At 73.0% G+C, this 19,341-nt stretch carries 20 protein-coding genes and 2 pseudogenes; 13 read left to right on the top strand and 9 right to left on the bottom strand.

Annotated features, from left to right (window positions below; genetic code table 11):
* Positions 1 to 12: 12 nt before the first annotated feature.
* Positions 13 to 990, bottom strand: coding sequence for a Gmad2 immunoglobulin-like domain-containing protein (locus tag KRR39_RS13105; RefSeq protein WP_216937482.1), 978 nt, complete (start codon positions 988 to 990; stop codon positions 13 to 15).
* The gene (locus KRR39_RS13100) at positions 987 to 1,514 is read right to left on the bottom strand and encodes a SigE family RNA polymerase sigma factor (protein WP_216937480.1); all 528 of its coding nucleotides are present in this window, start codon (positions 1,512 to 1,514) and stop codon (positions 987 to 989) included. The genes KRR39_RS13105 and KRR39_RS13100 overlap by 4 nt, the downstream gene beginning before the upstream one ends.
* Positions 1,515 to 1,608: 94 nt before the next feature.
* Between KRR39_RS13100 and KRR39_RS13095 the strand changes: the two genes are divergently transcribed.
* Together KRR39_RS13095 and KRR39_RS13090 are read left to right on the top strand one after the other, a co-directional pair.
* On the top strand, positions 1,609 to 1,950 hold the full coding sequence (locus KRR39_RS13095; protein WP_216942619.1) for an HIT domain-containing protein: 342 nt from the start codon (positions 1,609 to 1,611) through the stop codon (positions 1,948 to 1,950).
* On the top strand, positions 1,947 to 3,131 hold the full coding sequence (locus KRR39_RS13090; protein WP_254185119.1) for a hypothetical protein: 1,185 nt from the start codon (positions 1,947 to 1,949) through the stop codon (positions 3,129 to 3,131). Before KRR39_RS13095 ends, KRR39_RS13090 begins: the two co-directional genes overlap by 4 nt.
* Before the next feature lie 37 nt (positions 3,132 to 3,168).
* Here the strand turns inward: KRR39_RS13090 and KRR39_RS13085 are convergent, their stop codons facing one another.
* The gene (locus KRR39_RS13085; RefSeq protein ID WP_216937479.1) at positions 3,169 to 3,426 is read right to left on the bottom strand and encodes a hypothetical protein; all 258 of its coding nucleotides are present in this window, start codon (positions 3,424 to 3,426) and stop codon (positions 3,169 to 3,171) included.
* Positions 3,427 to 3,566: 140 nt separating this feature from the next.
* Between KRR39_RS13085 and KRR39_RS13080 the strand changes: the two genes are divergently transcribed.
* From KRR39_RS13080 to era, 10 genes and pseudogenes are all read left to right on the top strand, one after another.
* Positions 3,567 to 4,634, top strand: a complete 1,068-nt coding sequence (locus KRR39_RS13080) for a PhoH family protein (RefSeq protein WP_216937478.1) — start codon at positions 3,567 to 3,569, stop codon at positions 4,632 to 4,634.
* Entirely contained in the window at positions 4,631 to 5,086 is a 456-nt protein-coding gene (ybeY, locus tag KRR39_RS13075; RefSeq protein ID WP_216937477.1) for an rRNA maturation RNase YbeY, read from the top strand. The genes KRR39_RS13080 and ybeY overlap by 4 nt, the downstream gene beginning before the upstream one ends.
* Complete coding sequence (locus KRR39_RS13070) at positions 5,083 to 6,438, top strand: hemolysin family protein (protein ID WP_216937476.1); 1,356 nt, start codon at positions 5,083 to 5,085, stop codon at positions 6,436 to 6,438. Before ybeY ends, KRR39_RS13070 begins: the two co-directional genes overlap by 4 nt.
* Positions 6,428 to 6,775 (top strand): cytidine deaminase-like protein, encoded by a 348-nt coding sequence (locus KRR39_RS13065; RefSeq protein WP_216937475.1) that lies wholly within the window; start codon positions 6,428 to 6,430, stop codon positions 6,773 to 6,775. The genes KRR39_RS13070 and KRR39_RS13065 overlap by 11 nt, the downstream gene beginning before the upstream one ends.
* A gap of 85 nt (positions 6,776 to 6,860) precedes the next feature.
* Positions 6,861 to 7,229 (top strand): annotated as a pseudogene (locus tag KRR39_RS26135) (FAD-binding protein); the annotation flags it as partial.
* A gap of 196 nt (positions 7,230 to 7,425) precedes the next feature.
* Entirely contained in the window at positions 7,426 to 8,250 is an 825-nt protein-coding gene (locus KRR39_RS24850) for an FAD-binding oxidoreductase (RefSeq protein ID WP_254185118.1), read from the top strand.
* Positions 8,247 to 9,545 carry an SAM-dependent methyltransferase gene (locus tag KRR39_RS13055; RefSeq protein WP_216937474.1) on the top strand — a complete coding sequence of 433 codons (1,299 nt, stop codon included), beginning with the start codon at positions 8,247 to 8,249 and terminating at the stop codon, positions 9,543 to 9,545. Before KRR39_RS24850 ends, KRR39_RS13055 begins: the two co-directional genes overlap by 4 nt.
* Positions 9,546 to 9,807: 262 nt before the next feature.
* Positions 9,808 to 10,356: an RNA polymerase sigma factor gene (locus tag KRR39_RS13050; protein ID WP_216937473.1), complete on the top strand. Its 549-nt coding sequence runs from the start codon at positions 9,808 to 9,810 to the stop codon at positions 10,354 to 10,356.
* A complete protein-coding gene (locus tag KRR39_RS13045) occupies positions 10,353 to 11,618 on the top strand; it encodes a hypothetical protein (protein WP_216937471.1) in 1,266 nt (421 codons plus the stop codon). Before KRR39_RS13050 ends, KRR39_RS13045 begins: the two co-directional genes overlap by 4 nt.
* Before the next feature lie 47 nt (positions 11,619 to 11,665).
* Positions 11,666 to 12,583, top strand: coding sequence for a GTPase Era (era, locus tag KRR39_RS13040; protein ID WP_216937469.1), 918 nt, complete (start codon positions 11,666 to 11,668; stop codon positions 12,581 to 12,583).
* A gap of 7 nt (positions 12,584 to 12,590) precedes the next feature.
* On the opposite strand, the gene KRR39_RS13035 is transcribed toward era, so the two are convergent.
* The 4 genes and pseudogenes from KRR39_RS13035 to KRR39_RS13020 all read right to left on the bottom strand — a co-directional run bounded on the left by KRR39_RS13035 (position 12,591) and on the right by KRR39_RS13020 (position 16,178).
* A complete protein-coding gene (locus KRR39_RS13035; protein WP_216937466.1) occupies positions 12,591 to 13,460 on the bottom strand; it encodes a septum formation family protein in 870 nt (289 codons plus the stop codon).
* A pseudogene (locus KRR39_RS13030) lies at positions 13,457 to 14,014 on the bottom strand (septum formation family protein); the annotation flags it as partial. The pseudogene KRR39_RS13030 and the gene KRR39_RS13035, both read right to left, overlap by 4 nt.
* A gap of 282 nt (positions 14,015 to 14,296) precedes the next feature.
* The gene (locus tag KRR39_RS13025) at positions 14,297 to 15,292 is read right to left on the bottom strand and encodes a GNAT family N-acetyltransferase (protein ID WP_216937465.1); all 996 of its coding nucleotides are present in this window, start codon (positions 15,290 to 15,292) and stop codon (positions 14,297 to 14,299) included.
* A gap of 4 nt (positions 15,293 to 15,296) precedes the next feature.
* Positions 15,297 to 16,178, bottom strand: coding sequence for a DMT family transporter (locus tag KRR39_RS13020; protein WP_216937463.1), 882 nt, complete (start codon positions 16,176 to 16,178; stop codon positions 15,297 to 15,299).
* A 50-nt stretch (positions 16,179 to 16,228) separates the two neighbouring features.
* Between KRR39_RS13020 and KRR39_RS13015 the strand changes: the two genes are divergently transcribed.
* Entirely contained in the window at positions 16,229 to 16,780 is a 552-nt protein-coding gene (locus KRR39_RS13015; RefSeq protein WP_254185117.1) for a GNAT family N-acetyltransferase, read from the top strand.
* 2 nt (positions 16,781 to 16,782) lie between these two features.
* On the opposite strand, the gene KRR39_RS13010 is transcribed toward KRR39_RS13015, so the two are convergent.
* Complete coding sequence (locus KRR39_RS13010) at positions 16,783 to 17,622, bottom strand: SDR family oxidoreductase (RefSeq protein ID WP_216937462.1); 840 nt, start codon at positions 17,620 to 17,622, stop codon at positions 16,783 to 16,785.
* The gene (locus KRR39_RS13005) at positions 17,619 to 19,328 is read right to left on the bottom strand and encodes an HNH endonuclease (protein ID WP_216937461.1); all 1,710 of its coding nucleotides are present in this window, start codon (positions 19,326 to 19,328) and stop codon (positions 17,619 to 17,621) included. The genes KRR39_RS13010 and KRR39_RS13005 overlap by 4 nt, the downstream gene beginning before the upstream one ends.
* Positions 19,329 to 19,341 lie beyond the last annotated feature (13 nt).

The raw sequence follows: 19,341 nt of genomic DNA, 5'->3' as shown, positions 1-19,341 counted from the left end.
CGACTTGTTCCGTCAGCGGACGACGACCCGCTTGGTGTCCTCGACCTGCCCGGTGCCCTCGGCGCCGCCGGAGGCGTCCTCGTCGTGCACGACGAGCGTGTAGCTGCCGGGAGGAGCGGTGACCTCGAAGGAGTACGGCGACAGGGTGCAGCACTCCTCGGCGGTGGTGAACCCCTGCTTCACCACGGTGCTGCCCTGCACCAGCTCCCACTGGACGTTGGCCTCGAAGGCGGCGGCGCGTCCGGTCACCGTGAACGGGCTGTCGACCGTCGCGCCGTCCGCTGGCGCGTCCACCTGCACGGGCGACAGCTGCTCGTCGGTGGCGGCCGGCACCGGCTGGCCGGTGCCCAGGCCGAGCAGCGTCGGCGTCGGCCGGCCGTCGAGCAGGAACGTCACCGGCAGCTTCGAGCCGAACGCGCTCTGCGCCGAGCGGACCGCCTGGTCGAGCGCGAGCTCCGCCTGCGCCTGCGACATCCCGGCGGGCCGGTCCACCGGCGCCCCGGCGAGGTCCACCGACAGCACGCCGTCCGACAGCTGCGCCTTCTGCAGCGTGGTGCCGGCCGGCCAGGCGGTGCCGTAGTCCGGGTCGCCGGCCTGACCCGTCACCGAGCGCTCGACGACCTGCTCCGCCTGGATGTCGCCCACCACGGCGTAGGTCTCGGGGTAGAGCAGCGGTCCGCGCTTGGTCTGGACCACGAAGTAGGCCGTCACCGCCCGCGCCGGACGCTCGGTGGCCGACGTCTGCGGCCCGGTGGCCTGGGTCGTCCCGGCCGGTCCGGGTCCCGCGTCCGTCGTACCAGGGGGGCCGGAGAGCAGGGCGACCGCGGCGATCGTCGCGGCGGTGGCGAGGACCGCGCCGCCGGCCCCCCACACCCACGGCCGGCGGCTGCGCGACGGCGTGGTCCGGGAGCGGATGTCGTCGAGGGAGCCGCGGGGCTCGACGTCGGACACGGCGTCCTCGAGCAGCGCGCGGAGCTGGTCGTCGTTCATGCGGGGTCCTCCATCAGGATGCGCAGGGCGGCGACGCCTCGCGAGGAATGGCTCTTCACGGCGCCGCGGCTGATGCCGAGCGTGGAGGCGATGTCCGCCTCGGAGAGGTCGAGGTAGTAGCGCAGGGCGAGGACCTCGCGCTGCCGGTCGGGCAGCGTGCGCAGCGCGTCGAGGACCGCGGTCCGGTGCTCCGCGGCCACCACGTGCTCGTCGGCCCCGGGCAGGTCGCGCCGCTCCCGCCCGGTCGAGACGGCCGCCCGGTCGGCGTACCTCGCTCGGACGCCGCGGTGCCGCAGCACCGAGCGCGACCGGTTCACCACCGTCTGCCGGAGGTAGGCCAGGCCCTTCTCGGGCTCGCTCAGGGTCCGCCAGGTGCCGTGCATCGCCACGAACGCGTCCTGCACGACCTCCTCGGCGGTCTCGGGGTCGCGGACCAGCAGCACCGCGAGCCGGACCAGCCGGCGGTAGTGCGTCGCGTAGAGCTGCTCGACCGCGGTGTCGGCGTCCCACCGGGAGACGGTCATCGCACCTCCTCGGGCGGCTGGGCTGAGCACGTCGGTCCTCACGCTAGTTTCACGCGCAGGTCCGCCGTCCGGTTGACACGCCTAGAGTGTCGCCATGGCCGACTGCTTGTTCTGCTCGATCGTCGCCGGCGACATCCCGGCCGACGTGGTGCACGAGACCGGGACCACCCTCGCCTTCCGCGACATCGAGCCGCAGGCGCCCACGCACGTCCTGGTGGTGCCGCGCCGGCACGAGCCGGACGCCGCGTCGCTCGCCGCCGCCGCGCCCACCGACCTGGTCGACCTGGTCGAGGCCGCGGCCTCGGTGGCGGACCAGGAGGGCCTCGGCGAGGGGTACCGCCTGGTGTTCAACACCGGCGCCGCCGCCCACCAGACCGTGTTCCACGCGCACCTGCACGTCCTCGGCGGGCGCCCGTTGGGCTGGCCCCCGGGATGAGCCGCCCGGGGCGTACGGCGGCCGCGCTCCTGGTGCTCGCGCTGGCGGTGGCCGGCTGCAGCACCGCGCCGCGGGACGCCTCGACCCCGGCAGCCCCCGCGTCCGCGAGCGCCGCGCCGCACGCCACGCACGCGGCCGTCGCCTCGCCAAGTGCCCGCCCGAAGCCGCTGCGGGCCGGTGAGCGCCGCGTCACGCTGGCGATGCCCGCGGCGTACACGCCGTCCGCGCCCTACGGCACCGGCACCGACGACTACCGCTGCTTCGTGCTCGACCCGCACCTGCGGCAGGACGCGTTCATCACCGGCCTGAACATCCTGCCGGGCACCCCCGACGTCGTGCATCACGTGATCCTGTTCAGGGTCCCCCCGGAGTCGGTGCCGGCGGTCCAGGCGCAGGACGCGTCCGAGAAGGGCCAGGGCTGGACCTGCTTCGGCGGCACCGGCCTGGACTCACCCGGGGGCAGCCTCGACGACGCGCCCTGGCTGGGTGCCTGGGCGCCGGGTGGCTCCGAACAGGTCATGGCCCCCGACGTCGGCGTCCCGGTCCGGAAGGGGTCGCGGGTGATCATGCAGGTGCACTACAACCTGCTCGCCGGTCCCCGCCCGGACGTGTCCGCGACCCAGCTGCGGCTCGCCCCGGCATCGGCGGGCCTCCACCCGCTCGAGACCATGCTGCTGCCCGCGCCGGTCGAGCTGCCCTGCCGCTCCGGGCACACCCAGTCCCTGCTGTGCGACCGGGCGACCGCGGTGGCCGACGTGCAGAAGCGGTTCGGCGACGAGGTCGGGCAGACCGCGAACTACCTGCACCTCCTGTGCGGGCAGGTGCAGGCCGGGCCGGTGCAGGCCTGCGACCGGAAGGTCACCGAGCCCGCGACGATCCGCGCGGTCGCCGGGCACATGCACCTGCTCGGCCGGTCGATCCGGATCGAGGTCGACCCGGGCACGCCGCGGGCGCGGACCGTGCTCGACGTGCCGGTCTGGGACTTCGACAACCAGGGCGCGAAGGCGGTCAGGCCGGTCCCGCTGCGTCGCGGGGACACGGTCCGGGTCACCTGCCGGCACGACCAGCGGCTGCGCGACCGGCTGCCGGCGTTCCGCGGCCGACCCGAGCGCTACGTCGTGTGGGGCGAGGGCACGACCGACGAGATGTGCCTCGGGATCCTGCTCGTCACGCGCCCCTGACCGCCGTACCGGAGGAACCCCGGACGGGCGGCCGGGGTCAGGTCATCTGGACCCACAGCTGGAAGGCCAGCCAGGCGGTGATCGACAGCAGCATCACCCAGGCGACGATCTTGTGGGAGAGCTTGCGGGAGTCCAGGGAGGAGGCGACGGCGATCATCCCGGCGTTGTCGCTCCACCGGTCGATGCCCATCCGCTGCGCGTCCAGCGGGAACGGGTTGGCGGGCAGGAAGTCCTCGGGCTCGACGAGCTCCACCCCGCTGTCCTCGGGGTGCTCAGGCTCGTCGTGCTCCTGCATGCAGGCACTGTATCCCCGGCCCGGTGCGGCCCGGCCGGAAACGCACTGGCGCAGGACCGGGGACGCTCCCGTAAACTGGATCAAACGGCCCCTGGAGGGCGCATCGAGCACAGAGCGGGAGGTCGGCCCCAGCGCCGCCCATGACAGAGCCTGACACCGGGGTCACGACCGGACCCGACGAGCAGATCGAACGGCCCGCGCACGCGATCGTGGTGCCCAACAGCATCCCGATGGTCGCGCTGCTGGGCGCCGGCGACGAGCACCTCACCTTGATCGAGAAGGCCTTCACCGCCGACGTGCACGTCCGCGGCAACCAGATCACCCTGCGCGGGGCGAGCGCCGAGGTGGCCCTCATCGAACGGCTCCTCGACGAGCTGGTCACGATCATCCGCACCGGCCAGGGCGTCACCGGCGAGACGGTCGAGCGGGCGATCGGGATCCTGCGCACCGAGACCACCGAGCGTCCCGCGGACGTGCTGAGCCTGAACATCCTGTCCAACCGCGGCCGGACGATCCGCCCCAAGACGCTGAACCAGAAGCGGTACGTCGAGTCGATCGACAAGCACACGATCACGTTCGGGATCGGCCCGGCCGGCACCGGCAAGACCTACCTCGCGATGGCCAAGGCCGTGCAGGCGCTGCAGTCCAAGAGCGTCAACCGGATCATCCTGACCCGGCCGGCGGTCGAGGCGGGGGAGCGGCTCGGGTTCCTGCCCGGCACGCTCAGCGAGAAGATCGACCCCTACCTGCGCCCGCTGTACGACGCGCTGCACGACATGCTCGACCCGGAGACGGTGCCGAAGCTGCTGGCCTCCAACGTCATCGAGGTCGCCCCGCTGGCCTACATGCGCGGCCGCACCCTCAACGACGCGTTCATCATCCTCGACGAGGCGCAGAACACCTCGCCCGAGCAGATGAAGATGTTCCTCACCCGGCTCGGCTTCGGCTCCAAGATGGTCGTCACCGGCGACGTCACCCAGGTCGACCTGCCCTCGGGCACCCGCAGCGGCCTGCGGATCGTCGAGGACATCCTGCTCGGCATCGAGGACGTGTCCTTCAACCGGCTGACCGCCCAGGACGTGGTGCGGCACCGGCTGGTCGGGCACATCGTGGCGGCCTACGACGAGTACGACGCCCGCGAGGAAGCGGGCGACCCCGGGGCCGACGGACGGCGCCGGGACCCCAGACCCAGGAGAACGCAGGCGTGAGTATCGAGGTCCTCAACGAGTCCGGGACCGATGTCGACGCCCACGAGCTCTCGAAGCTCTCGCGCTTCGTGATGGACAAGATGCACGTGCACCCGCTGGCGGAGCTGTGCATCAAGGTCGTCGACGAGGCCACCATCGCCGAGCTCAACGAGCAGTGGATGGAGAAGGAGGGGCCGACCGACGTGCTCGCCTTCCCGATGGACGAGCTGCGCCCGGGGCTGGTCAACGAGGAGCCTGAGGAGGGTGTCCTCGGCGACCTCGTGCTCTGCCCGGCGGTCGCCGCCCGGCAGGCCAAGGACGCCGGCCACTCGGTGCGCGACGAGGTCGACCTGCTCACCGTGCACGGCATCCTGCACCTGCTGGGCTACGACCACGCCGAGCCCGACGAGCACGCCGAGATGTTCGGTCTCCAGGCCGAGCTGCTGACCCAGTGGCAGGGCGTGCAGGAGTGAGCGGCGTCGATATCTGGCTGCTCGTCGTGGCAGCGGTCTTCGTGCTGGTCGCCGGCCTGTTCAGCAGCGCCGACGCCGCGCTCTCGTCGTTCTCCAAGGCCCGCGCCGAGGAGATCAACGGCGAGGGCGCGTCCGGCGCCGCCCGGCTGCTGGTCATCGTCGAGGACCCGCCGCGCTACCTCAACACCGCGCTGTTCCTGCGGATGCTGACCGAGATCGCCGCGATCATCCTGGTCACCGTGGTGATGCTCGACCTGATCGTGCCGCGTGGTGGCGCCGAGTCCGGTCCGGAGACCGACGGCAACCGCTGGTGGGCGATGCTCGCCTCGCTGGCGATCATGCTGGTCGTCTCGTTCGTCGTGATCGGCGTCGCGCCCCGGACCCTGGGCCGCCAGCACTCCGAGCGGGTGGCGCTGCTGTCCGCGGGGCCGTTGATCGCCTTCACCAAGGTGCTCGGCCCGGTCCCGCGGCTGCTGATCATGGTCGGCAACGCGATCACCCCCGGCCGCGGCTTCAGCGAGGGCCCGTTCGCCTCCGAGGCCGAGCTGCGCGAGCTGGTCGACCTCGCCGAGGCGAGCAGCGTCATCGAGTCCGGCGAGCGGCAGATGATCCACTCCGTCTTCGAGCTCGGCGACACCCTCGTGCGCGAGGTGATGGTGCCGCGCACCGACGTGGTGTTCATCGAGCGCAGCAAGACGCTGCGCCAGGCGATGTCGCTCGCGCTGCGCAGCGGCTACTCCCGGATCCCGGTCGTGGGGGAGAACCTCGACGACATCGTCGGCTTCGCCTACCTCAAGGACCTCACCAAGCGGGTCTTCGACCGGCACGAGGCCGAGACCACCGAGCGGGTCGAGTCGGTGATGCGGCCGGTCCTCTACGTGCCCGACTCCAAGCCCATCGACGCGCTGCTGCGCGAGATGCAGGCCGAGCGCAAGCACGTCGGCGTGGTCGTCGACGAGTACGGCGGCACGGCCGGCCTGGTCACCATCGAGGACGTGCTGGAGGAGATCGTCGGCGAGATCACCGACGAGTACGACGTCGCGCGGGTCGAGGTCGAGACGCTCGAGGACGGCCGCACCCGGGTCAGCTCGCGCTACCCGGTCGACGACCTCGAGGACATCTGCGGGGTGCGGATCGAGGACGACGACGTGGACAGCGTCGGCGGCCTGATGGCCAAGCACCTCGGCCGGGTGCCGATCGCGGGCTCGGTCGTCGAGCTGCACGGCCTGCGGTTCGAGGCCGAGACCCCCGCGGGCCGCCGCAACCGGATCGGCACCGTGCTGGTCAGCAAGATCGAGCCGGAGAGCGAGGGCCCCGCCGAGGAGCCCTACCCTGAGCACCATGCCGGCTGAGCTCACCGACCCCGAGGACCTCAAGCTCGTCACGCTGGCCCGGTCGACCCGGGCCCGGACCCGGGCCCTCGAGGGCGCCTGCGTGCGGGACCAGGACGGCCGCACCTACGCGGGCGCGACCGTCGACCTGCCGACCCTGCGGCTCACCGCGGTCCAGGTCGCGGTCGCGATGGCGGTCACCAGCGGCGCGCGGTCCCTGGAGGCCGTCGTGGTGCTCGGGGACGCCGCCGTGGTGAACGAGGCCGACCTGTCGGTCGTACGCGACCTGTCCGGTGCGGCGGTCCCGGTGCACCTGGCCGCCCCCGACGGCACGCTCGTCGCCACCGTCGAGTCCTAGACGCGAGCGGCCTTCCGGACCCTGGGGTTCCACCGGGGGGAGACAGGTGTAACCTACAACCAATGTGCAGCGATAGGTTGTCCCTGTGAGCGATGTGGTGGGGTGGGCCACCCACGTCGACGCGGTGGCCCGGTTGAAGGCGTCGTACGACGCGATTCCTCCGGGTGCGACCGTGCGGCTGGCCAAGCGGACCTCGAACCTGTTCCGGGCGCGGTCGAAGGTGGACGTCCCGGGGCTGGACGTCTCCGGGCTGTCCGGGGTGGTGTCGGTCGACGTCGCCGCCGACGGCAGCGCCACCGCGGACGTCCAGGGCATGTGCACCTACGAGGACCTCGTCGACGTGACGCTGGCGCGCGGGTTCGTCCCGTACGTCGTCCCGCAGCTGCGCAGCATCACCCTCGGCGGCGCGGTCACCGGCCTCGGCATCGAGTCGACGTCCTTCCGCAACGGCCTGCCGCACGAGTCCGTGCTGGAGATGGACGTCTTCACCGGCGCCGGCGAGGTGGTCACCACCACCCCCGGCGAGGACCTGTTCGACGCGTTCCCCAACTCCTACGGCTCGCTCGGCTACGCCACCCGGCTGCGGATCCGGCTCGAGAAGGCCCCCGCGTACGTCGACCTGCGGCACCTGCGCTTCCACGGACCTCGACGTGCTGGCCAAGACGATCGAGACGATCGTCGAGCAGGGCGGGCACGACGGCGTCCGGGTCGACGGCCTCGACGGCGTGGTGTTCGAGCCGGGGGAGGCCTACCTCACGCTGGCCACCTGGACCGACCAGGCCCCGACCGGCTCGGCCGACCGGCCGGCGGCGTCGGACTACACCGGCATGGACCTCTACTTCCGGTCGCTGCAGCAGCGCGAGACCGACACCCTGACGATGTACGACTACCTCTGGCGCTGGGACACCGACTGGTTCTGGTGCTCGGGCGCGTTCGGCCTGCAGAACCCGCGGATCCGCCGGCTCTGGCCGCGACGGTGGCGGCGCAGCGACGTCTACAGCCGGATCATCCACCTGGAGAACCGCTTCGGCGTCGCCGCGCGGGTCGACCGCTGGCGCGGCAAGCCCGAGCGCGAGCGGGTGATCCAGGACATCGAGGTCCCGGTGGGCCGCACGGCGGACTTCGTGCGCTGGTTCGACGCGCACGTCGGGATGCGGCCGGTCTGGCTGTGCCCGCTGCGCGCGGCGCGGGACTGGCCGTCGTACCCCCTGGCGCCGGGCGAGACCTACGTCAACGTGGGCTTCTGGGGGACCGTCCCGATCGCGCCCGGCGCCGCCGACGGGGACGTCAACCGCGCCGTGGAGGCCGAGGTGACCCGGCTCGGCGGGCATAAGTCGCTGTACTCCGACGCTTACTACGACCGGGAGACGTTCGACCGGCTCTACGGCGTCGCCAACCAGGACAGGGTCAAGCAGCAGACCGACCCGGACAACAGGCTCACGGGCCTCTACGAGAAGGCGGTGAATCGTCGATGACGAGCACGCTCAACCGCACGGACGCCCAGATCACCATCGGTGAGGCGATCACCCGGCTGATGCCGGCCGGCGTGCCGTTCCGCTTCACGGCGTACGACGGCAGCACCGCGGGTCCCGCGGACTCCCCGATCCACCTGCACCTGAACAACGAGCGCGGGCTGTCCTACCTGCTCACCGCTCCCGGCGACCTGGGCATGGCCCGCGCCTACGTCTCCGGCGACCTGACCCTCGACGGCGTCCACCCGGGCGACCCCTACGAGGCGATGCTGCTGCTGCAGCGCGAGTCGGGCTTCAAGATCCCGCCCCCCGCCGAGGCGTTCGCGATCGTCCGCGGCCTGGGCTGGAGCCACCTCAAGCCCCCGCCGCCGCCGCCCCAGGAGGCGCTGCCCAAGTGGCGCCGGCTCCTCGAGGGGTTCCGGCACTCCAAGGGCCGTGACGCCGAGGCGATCCACCACCACTACGACGTCTCGAACCGGTTCTACGAGGTGGTCCTCGGTCCCTCGATGACCTACACGTGCGCGGTCTTCCCGACCGAGGACGCCAGCCTCGAGGACGCCCAGTTCGCGAAGTACGACCTCGTGTGCCGCAAGCTCGGGCTCCAGCCCGGCATGAGGCTGCTCGACATCGGCTCGGGCTGGGGCGGCATGGTCCGGCACGCCGCGAAGCACTACGGCGCCGAGGTGGTCGGCGTGACCCTCTCGCGCGAGCAGGCCGCCTGGGCGCAGGACGCGATCAAGCGCGACGGGCTCGACGAGGTCGCCGAGGTGCGCTTCGGCGACTACCGCGACGTCCGCGACACCGGCTTCGACGCGGTCAGCTCGATCGGCCTCACCGAGCACATCGGGATCCGGAACTACCCGTCGTACTTCGCGTTCATGCAGGACAAGCTCGTTCCGGGCGGACGGCTGCTGAACCACTGCATCACCCGTCCAGACAACTCCGTCACCGACACCGGCGCGTTCATCGACCGCTACGTGTTCCCCGACGGCGAGCTCACCGGGTCGGGCCGGATCATCACCGAGATCCAGAACCTCGGTCTCGAGGTCCGGCACGAGGAGAACCTCCGCGAGCACTACGCGCTCACCCTCAAGGGCTGGTGCGAGAACCTCGAGGCCAACTGGGACGAGTGCGTCCGCGAGGTCGGCGAGGGCACCGCGAAGGTCTGGGGCCTCTACATGGCCGGCTCCCGGCTGTCCTTCGAGCGCAACGAGATCCAGCTGCACCAGGTGCTCGCGGTCAAGCCCGACCGGGACGGCAACGCCCGGTTCCCGCTGCGCCCGACCTGGCTGGGCTGACCCGCCTCACCTCTGGACCCGACGGACGGCCAGCGCGTAGATTCGTGACCCCCTGCGTAACCTTTTCCGGGCCCTCGGCGATTACGTGCCTGAGGACTCGTCCACGGATGGGAGGGTGCATGAGTCCTGTGTCAGGTCAACGTCTGGCACGGCGGAGGCAACCCCTCACCCTCCACCGACGCATGGCCCTGGGGACCGGTCCGGTGGAACCCCCGTCCACCGGTCCGGCTCCCGACCTCGCGGCGGACCCCGGGGGGTACCGATGCACCAGCTGAACGACGAGGTCGTCGCCGCGGCCGTCGCCGGTGACTCAGACGCCCTCGGCACCGTCTACACGGTCCTGGCGCCCCAGGTTCTCGGCTACCTCCGCGCGCACGGCGCCGAGGATCCCGAAGGCCTCACCAACGAGGTCTTCCTGCACGTGATGCGTCGATTGGGAGGTCTGGTGGGCGGTACGACTGGTCTGCGGACCTTCGTGTTCTCGGTGGCGCACGCCCGACTGGTCGACGACGTACGTCGCCGGGCCCGGCACCCCGTGGAGCACGCCTACGACGCGGAGCTCGATGACCGGCGGGTCCCGTCGGCCGAGTCCGCCGCACTGGCCGACGTCGACGGGGAGCACCTGCGCGAGCTGCTCGGCCGGCTCAACGAGGACCAGCGCTCGGTGATCACCCTGCGGGTCCTCGGTGACCTCACCATCGAGCAGACCGCCGACATCCTCGGCAAGACCTCTGGCGCGGTGAAGCAGCTCCAGCGCCGCGGCCTGCTCGCCCTGCGCAGCCTCGTCGACCGTGAGGAGGTGGCCCGATGAGCACGTCCTGGGTCGTGGACGACCTCGTCGACGACGCCGCCGAGCTGTTCGACGGACCCCTCGACGACCTGGTCGCCGTCCTGGAGGAGATCGCCGCCCTCGGCGACGTCGAGGCGCCGACCCCCAGTCCCGAGCTGGCGCTGCTGCTGGCCGGTCGCCCGGCCAAGGCGCACCGCCCGGCCCGTCGTACCGCGTCGGGTCGGTGGGTCCCCGCCCGGAGCCACCGGCGTCTCGCCCCCGTGCTCGGCGGGCTCGCCGCCGCTGCGGTGGCCGGCGTCACGCTGACCGGGACGGCCGCCTACGCCAACGAGCTGCCGCCGTCGATGCAGCGCGTGGTCGCCCACCTCTCCGAGGACTACCTGCCGTTCACGTTCCCGCGCCCGCTCGGCGACCCGCCGGCCCCGCAGCACGCCACCCCCCGGGGTGCGGGTGCCCGTTCGTCCGGTGCCGCGACCCCCGGCAACGACCCGTCGGCGGTCGCGCAGTCCGGTGCCGTCCCGGTCAGCCCGTCCACCGGCAGCCCCACCGACCGGGCCGACGGACGGCTGCTCCGGCAGCCGTTGCCCACGACCCCGGTGGCCCGTCCGTCCGCCGCGCCACCCCCCGCCCCGGTGCTGCCCGACACCGGCCCCTTCGGGCCGTCGACGGTCGAGCCGGACACCGGGGCGTCGGCGCTGACGATGACGCCGGCCGCGCCGCCCGCGCAGGCCTCGGAGCCGGTCGCCGGTCCCACCGGCTCGCCCACCGGCTCGCCCACGGGCTCGCCCACGGGGTCGCCGGTCGACTCGCAGGTGACGCCGAGCGGGGCGACGACCGGACCGCCCTCCGCCGACCCCGCCCCGACGCCGGCCCCGACGCCGGCCGCGTCCACCGACCCGGCGTCCGGCTCGCCGTCCGCTCCGGCGTCCGAGCCGCCGAGCCCGATCACGTCCTCGGGGTCGCAGCCGTCGACGACCCCGGAGTCCGGCACGTCCCCGGCGACCGGGTCGGACCCGGCGGGCGGGAAGACGAACCCGACGTTCGGGCCGGACACCACGCCCGGGACCGGCCGAACGACGACCACCGCTCCGGGCGGCCCGACCGACCAGGGCGGGAGCCAGCCGGCCGGCCAGGTCAGCGCGTCGCCGGACACCTCGCCCGGCACCCCCGCGGTCGGCTCGGGCGGCAGCCCCGCGGCCGACGTCGTGACCGACCCGGGCACCGCCGGCTCGGCGGCCCCGACCACCGTCGGCTCCACGGTCCCGGCCACGCCCACCCCCTAGCCGGGCGCGCGGTCCCCGCCCGGGCCCGGTGGTGACACAATCCACGGGTGCCCGAGTTCCGCAGCGGTTTCGCGTCCTTCGTCGGTCGGCCCAACGCCGGCAAGTCGACCCTGACCAACGCCCTGGTCGGCAGCAAGGTCGTGATCACGTCGTCGCGGCCACAGACCACCCGGACCGTCGTGCGCGGCATCGTGCACCGTCCCGACGCGCAGCTCATCCTCGTCGACACCCCCGGCCTGCACCGGCCGCGCACGCTGCTCGGCGAGCGGCTCAACGACCTGGTCAGGTCGACCTGGTCCGAGGTCGACGTGGTCGCGGTGTGCTTCCCGGCCAACGAGAAGGTCGGGCCCGGTGACCGGTTCATCGTCAACGAGCTCGGCAAGGTCCGTCGTACCACGAAGTTCGCGATCGTCACCAAGACCGACCTCGTGACCCCCGAGGTGCTCGGCCAGCACCTGCTCTCCGTCGCGGCGCTTGGCGAGGAGACCAACACGGTGTGGCAGGAGATCGTGCCGGTCTCGGCGCACTCCGGCGACCAGGTCGCGCTGCTCGAGGAGCTGCTGGTCGCGCAGCTGCCCGAGGGCCCGGCGCTCTACCCGGACGGCGAGCTGAGCGACTCCCCGGAGGAGGCGATCGTCGCCGAGCTGATCCGCGAAGCGGCACTCGAGGGCGTGCGCGACGAGCTGCCGCACTCCATCGCGGTGCTCGTCGAGGAGATGGGGCTGCGCGAGGGACGCTCGGAGGACCGGCCGCTGCTGGACATCCACGCGAACCTCTACGTGGAGCGGTCCTCGCAGAAGGGCATCATCATCGGCCACCAGGGCTCCCGCCTCAAGGCGGTCGGCACCGAGGCGCGCAGGCAGATCGAGGCGCTGCTCGGCACGCCCGTCTACCTCGACCTGCACGTCAAGATCGCCAAGGACTGGCAGCGCGACCCGAAGCAGCTGCGCAAGCTCGGCTTCTGAACGGACGTCAGTCGGGGACCCAGCAGTAGCCGAACCGCTGACCGCGGTCCCACTGCTCGCGGGTCGGCCACTCCCAGCCGTAGCGGTACTTCAGCGAGTTGTCCGACCGTGCCTGGGCCAGGTCCTTGCAGTCGCTGTCCCCGGCCTTGCGCACGGTCGCCGTGCCGGGGTACTTCGCGCCGCCCGGCAGACCGATCGTGTCGATGGCCCGCCAGGAGTGGCTGCGTCCGCAGATCACCCGCTGGAAGCCCCGCGCGCCGGGCGCCGACGTCCCGCACAGCCCGAACTCGTCGAGGGCGGCCGCCGAGCCGAGCACGCCTTGAAGCCGGGCCGGCCCGGGCAACGAGGCCAGCTGGTCCTGCCCGGCGAACGCGATGACGTCGCAGCGGAACCAGTCCGCGCCCTGGTCGGACTGCTCGAGCGTGGGGCTGTACCAGACCACGTTGAAGCGGCTCAGGTTGCGCGCGGTCGCCGACCCCCCGACGTACGCCGCCAGCCGGCGGGGGCAGGTGGTGCTCAGCTGCTTCTGCACCGTCGCCGAGTCGACGGCGACCGAGTGGCCGTCGACGACCGTGTCCAGGGTGCCGACGTAGATCGTCTGGGCGGTGTGCCGCGCGGAGCAGGGCACCGGCGTCGAGGCGTTCGTGGGCTTGGTGAGCTGGCTGGCGGTGAGGCGGTAGCACGCCTTCGCCCGCGGGGCCCGGGGTACGGCAGCCGGGGTGGCCGGGGTGGCCGCCTCGCTCGGCGTGCTCGCCGCGGAGGTCGAGCCGGCGGGGGACGTGTCCGCAGCGGGGGAGGGCGAGGGCGAGCCGCTGCACCCGGCCAGCAGCGCGGCGCAGGCGAGGGCGGCGGTGATCCGGCGGAGCACGGCGCTCACTCCTTCGTCTTGGCCCAGCAGATCGAGCGGCGGTTGCCGGCCTTCCACTCGGCCTCGTGGAACCACGTGTAGCCGTAGTCGTAGTCGACCGGGTAGTTCAGCCAGGCCCCGACCGACTTGGAGCAGAAGTCGCGGGTGCGGGTCTCGGCGACCCGGTCCCCGGGATAGGCGTCGGCGGGCTTGCCGACCGCGATCGTGGTGACCGCGCGCCAGGTGTGCGGGGAGCTGCACGCGATCTTCACCGAGCCACTGACGCTGGGGCCGTCGACGCACACCTGCCAGCGGTCGTCGGGCCGGCCGAGGAGCAGCCCCTTGGCGGTCTTGGGCAGCGACACGAAGGACTTGGACTGCTCGCCGCCGCCGACCACGTCGCAGCGGAACCAGTGCGCGCCGTCGGCCCAGGCGGCCTTGCTGGGGCGGAACCACGCCCAGGTCATCGTCGAGCGCAGCACGAGGCTGACGTCACCGCCCAGGAACGAGCCGAAGCGGCGCTGGCAGCGCTCGAAGACGTAGGCGCCGAGCGCCGGGTCGTCCGGGTCGTGCTTCGCCAGGTCGGCGGGGAAGGTGCCGACGGTGAACGTCTCGGCGGTGTGCTTGGCGGCGCAGTCGACGACGGGGGGAGGTGTTGCTGGCCTGGGCGATGTCCTCGGGGGTGAGGGACCGGCAGGCGCCCAGCGCCGGCGCCGCCCGGTCGGCCTTGCTGCTGCCGCCGCCGTCGGACGCCCCCTGGGTGCACCCGCTCAGGGCAAGCAGGAGCAGGGCGGTGCAGACGGTGCGGAGCACGAACGACGACCTCACGAATCGATGACTTTGCAGTGCAGCGATGGTACCGGCCGTCAGCGGTCCGCCCGGAACCCCTGACGGGTGGCCACCACGGTCGACCCCAGCCGCTCGTTGATCGCGATCATGTGGTGGTTGGTGGCGTCGTTCCAGGTGTCGACGGTCGCCAGCTCGGGGCGCTCCTCGGTGATCCAGGCGAGCATCGTCGCCTTCATCAGCAGGCCGAGCCGGTGGCCCCGGTGGGCTCGGACGACGGTGGTGTCCTCCTGGAACGCCGAGGACGGGGAGAACTCGTTGAACGCGAGCATCGACTGGCCGGCCCACTCCCCGGTGCCGCGGTGCCGGGCCATCACCCGGTAGAGCGTCTGCCGGCGCCCGGCCATCGCGCCCTCGTAGTCGCCCAGCCGCTGGGCGTCCCACCGGTCGGGCTCGTCGTCCGCGTCGCTGCGCGGTGCGTCGTTCATCGACGCGTGCAGCTCGACCATCGCCTCGACCCGGTCCGCCGGGGTGCGGCCGACCTGACGCAGCAGCTCGTAGTCGCCGGCGTGGCCGAGCGCCTCGACGTACAGGCGGTCCCAGGTGGAGCGGGGGGTGGCGTGCACGTCGAGGCGGCGGATCACGCCGCGGCTGGTGCGGGTCAGGCCCCAGCGCTCGAGGACCGCGACGCCAGGACTGCCGACCCAGGCGCCCGAGTGGAGCCGGGAGCGGCCGGCGCCGTCGACGAACGACAGGGCGGTCCGCCACAGGTCGCCGCCGACGCCGCGCCCGCGCACGTCGGGGTGCACCCGGACGTGCACGTCGGCCCTGTCGGTGTTGTCGCGCCACGGGAGGTCGGCGGTGGCCTGGGCGACCACCCGGTCGCCGTCGCGGGCGACCCACAGCGCGGTGACCGGGCGCGAGTCGGAGCCCAGCTGCAGCGCGGTGAGCAGGTCCGGCCCGGTCCTCACGGGGAGGTCCGGGCCGTCCGCCCGCTCGCTCGCGGTGAACACCTCGGCGAGGGCGTCGGCGGTGTCCAGGTCGAGGTCCAGCGGGTCGACGCGCTCGATGTGCATCGGGCTATTCAACGCCACCGGCCGGGCGACGGTTGACGAGGTAGACCCCAAGCACCACCAGCGCGGCACCCGCCAGCAGCGACAGCCCGAGGGTCTCGTGCAGGAACACCGCGCCGATGGACAGCGAGACCAGCGGCACGAAGAAGATGTACGACGCCGCACGGCCCGCCTCGCCCGAGCCGACGAGGCCGAACCACAGGGACCAGGACAGCGCGGTGCCGACGAGGGAGGCGTACAGGAAGGCGACCACGAACTCGCCGGACCAGGTGATGTGTGTGCCCTCGACGGCCGCGCCGCCGAGGCTGAGCACGACCCCGCCCACCAGGAACGGGATCGCCACCGACCACCAGACGTCCACCCGGTCGGCGTACCGCTTGAACGCGATCGTGCCGAGTGCCCAGATCAGCGCGCCGACCACGGCGTACCCCACGCCGACCAGGGACGTGTGCCCCTGGAAGGCGCCCGCGCTGACCACCACGATGCCGGCGAAGCCGAGCAGCAGGCCGGCGATCTTCAGGCCGGTGAGGGACTCCCCGAGCAGCGGCGCGGCCAGCACGCCGACCAGCACCGGCTGGAGGTAGATCAGCACCGCCGCCAGGCCCGAGGGCAGCTCGAGGATCGCCAGCGTCTGCAGGCTGAAGAACAGCACCACGTTGAGCAGGGTGAGCACGGCGTACGCCGGCCAGGTGGTGCGCAGCGCGGGCCGCCCGGAGCGCGCCAGGGCGAGGACCACCATCACCGCGCCGCCGAGGATCGACCGCAGACCGCCGAACAGGATCGGTGGTGCGCTGTCGAGGCCGACCTTCACCGCGGCGAACGTCGAGCCCCAGGCGAGGACGAGCAGCACGACGGCCAGGGCCTGCCGGGTGGGGCGTCGAGCCGTCATGGCCGTCATCCTTCCAGCCAGGGCCACCGGGACTGGCCTAGGGTCGGCCCGTGCCCAACGTCTACGAGATCCGCACCGACCGGCTGCTGATGCGCCGCTGGCGGCACTGGGACCGCGCGCCGTTCGCGGCACTGAACGCCGACCCGGAGGTGATGCGCTACTTCCCCTCGCCGCTGGACCGGGTCGCGAGCGACACGGCCGTGGACCGCTTCGAGGACCTGTTCGAGCAGAACGGGTTCGGCCTCTGGGCGCTCGAGCGGCTCGACGACGGCGCCTTCCTGGGGTTCACCGGGCTGAACCCGATGCCCGAGGGGGTGCCGGGGGAGGGGGACCAGGAGGTCGGCTGGCGGCTGGCGCGGCACGCCTGGCACCAGGGCTACGCCACCGAGGCCGGTCGCGCAGCCGTCGACGCCGGCCTCGGCCCGCTGCGTCTGCCGCGGGTGTGGTCGATGACCGCCGTCACGAACACGCCGTCGCAGGCGGTGATGCAACGCCTCGGGATGCGCGAGCACGGGTTCTTCGAGCATCCCCGGGTCCCGCGCGGGCACCCACTGAGGCCGCACGTCGTCTACCGGCTCGACGCGACGGCCCCAGCGCGCTGAGGTCAGCCCTGCCGCGGGGAGCCCTGGGCGACGAGCGCCACGTGCTGCCAGTCGTTCCAGGTCTTCAGGCGGGACTCGTAGTCCGCCGTCGCGATGCCGAGCGGGCCGGCCCCGAAGAAGACCCGCAGCGGCGGCTCCTCGGCGTCCACGATCTGCAGGATCGCCTCGGCGCTCGCGGCCGGGTCGCCGGGCTCGGCGTTGCGGGAGGCGCGCTGCTCCATGATCCGGGCGCGCACGTCGTCGTAGGCCGCGAGCTGCTCGGAGCGCTTGGCGGAGTCCCCGCTCCAGTCCGTGGAGAAGCCACCGGGCTCGACCAGCGTCACCTTGATGCCGAAGTCGGCGACCTCCTGGGCCAGCGACTGGCTCAGGCCCTCGAGCGCCCACTTGGAGGCGTGGTAGATGCCGACGAGCGGGAACGCCGAGATGCCGCCGATCGAGGACACCTGGATGATGTGGCCGCTGCCCTGCTCGCGGAGGTACGGCAGGGCCGCCTGCGTCACCCACAGGGCGCCGAACAGGTTGGTCTCCAGCTGGTTGCGGGCGTCGGACTCGCTGAGCTCCTCGACCAGGCCGAAGTGCCCGTAGCCGGCGTTGTTGACCACCACGTCGAGACGGCCGAAGTGGTCGTGGGCCTGCTTGACGGCGGCGAAGTCGGCGTCGCGGTCGGTCACGTCGAGCGTGATCGGCAGCAGGGCGTCGCCGTACTTCTGCACGAGGTCGTCGAGGCTGTCGGTGTTGCGGGCGGTCGCGGCGACCTTGTCGCCACGCTCCAGAGCGGCGGCGGTCCACTCACGGCCGAAGCCGCGGGACGTGCCGGTGATGAACCAGATCTTGCTGCTCACGTGTGCTCCTCGTCTGGGTCGGTGCGTCGGGTCAGGTCCGACCTGGTCCCAAGGCGCCTCCGGGCCCAGGTATTCCGTCGTGGGGTGGCCGGGCGGGCCGTCAGCGGGCGAGGACGACGTGGAGGTCGTGGCGGAAGGAGAGCTCGGCGTGGCTGGGTTGTCGGTGTCGGGTGGTGCGGGGTGGTCGGGTGGGTCCGGGGGGGCAGGGGTGGTCGGGTGTGGTGCTGGTGTCCGGTGGGGGTGGTGGTCTCCACTGCCGGACCGGTCCCGGTCCTGGTGCTGGCGTGGGGGCTGGTGTGGGGGTTGGTGTGGGGGTTGGTGGTGTGGGTGGTCCAGCCGGGGGCTTCCTTGGCGTAGTTGCAGGCCGCGCAGAGCCCCTGGGCGTTGCCGGCGGTGGTGGGTCCGCCGGTGCGGGCCGGGTGGGGGTGGTCCAGGTGTCGGATCGGGGCGTTGCACCAGGGGGTGCGGCAGTGCTGGTCGCGCAGCACCAGGAACCGGCGCAGGAGTCCGGTGAACCGGCGGCGCCGGGAGTCCATCGCGACCAGCTGCCCGGTCTCCGGGCTGGTGTAGAGGCGGCGTACCCAGACCTGGGCCTCGGTGCCGGTAACGGTGCCGGTGCCGGTGCCGGTGCCGGTGCCGGTGGTGCGCAGCCAGTCCCGGACCCAGGGGGCGGGCAGCGGTCCGTAGCCCGCGAGCTGCACCGGCACGTCCACCGCCTCCACCGCCTCCACCGGATCGTGCGGGTCGTCCGCAGGGGTCCGGTGGGTGCCGAGCAGGGTGGTGTCGGTCATCACCAGGGCGATCTCGACCGGGACCGCGGCGGCGGTGGTCTGGCCGGTGACCCGTTCGACCAGGGTGTCGGCCATGATCTGCCCGCGGCTGCGGGCGTCCCCGCCCGAGCGCAGGGTGTCGGCGTGCCGGGTCAGCGCGGCGTAGAGCGCGACGCCCTGGACCGCGGGCAGCAGCCCGGACAGGCAGGCCATCGTGTCCGGCGCCGGGCGCAGGGTGACCCGGCGCTCGTGGTGCGCGCGGGCGGCCCGGTCGGTGAGCGCGTGCGGGTCGAGCCGGTAGCCGATCCGGCGGGCCTCCGCGGCCGCCTCGCGGTCTCCCAGCGCCCCGATCCCGCCGGGTCGGGCGGCCAGCTCGGCGTCCACCCGGACCCGGTCCGCACCGGACAGGCAGGCGGTCTCCCGGGCGATCAGGGTGGCCCGCCACTCCGAGGTCTGCCCGGCCGCCAGGGCGGCCAGGGTGTGCGGCAGCTCGCCGACCAGGGACCGGGCCAGCCCCAGGTGCCGGGCGCCCTTGACCGGGCTGTCGCGGCGGGCCAGCCCGACCTGCGCCGCGACCCCCGCGCCGACCCGCCGCTCCGGCACCCCGGCGGCCCGCTGGGCGGCCCGCTGGGAGGCCTCGAACCCGACCGTGACCCGCGCCTGCGCCGCCGCCGCAGCCGCCTTCAACCGCTCCAGCACCACCAGCTGCTCGACCCGCTCCGCATCCGAGACGACACCCCCGGCGCCCATGCCACCGCCGCCATCGTGGGTGCCGTCGTCGGCGTCGTCGGTGCCGTCCAGCTGGTTGTCGGCACCCAGCGAGCCCAGCGCCTGCACCCAGCCGGACAGCACCCGGGAGTCGGGCACAGCAGCCTCCAGCAGCCCGGGAACCGGGCTTCCCTGCTCGGGCTTCAATGTCGAACGGTCTTCGATCATGTGTTCGATTCTA

Source organism: Nocardioides panacis (assembly GCF_019039255.1).
GTDB lineage: Bacteria > Actinomycetota > Actinomycetes > Propionibacteriales > Nocardioidaceae > Nocardioides_B > Nocardioides_B panacis.
Note: the sequence above shows the minus strand (reverse complement) of the source record. Positions and strands in the feature narration are given on the sequence as shown.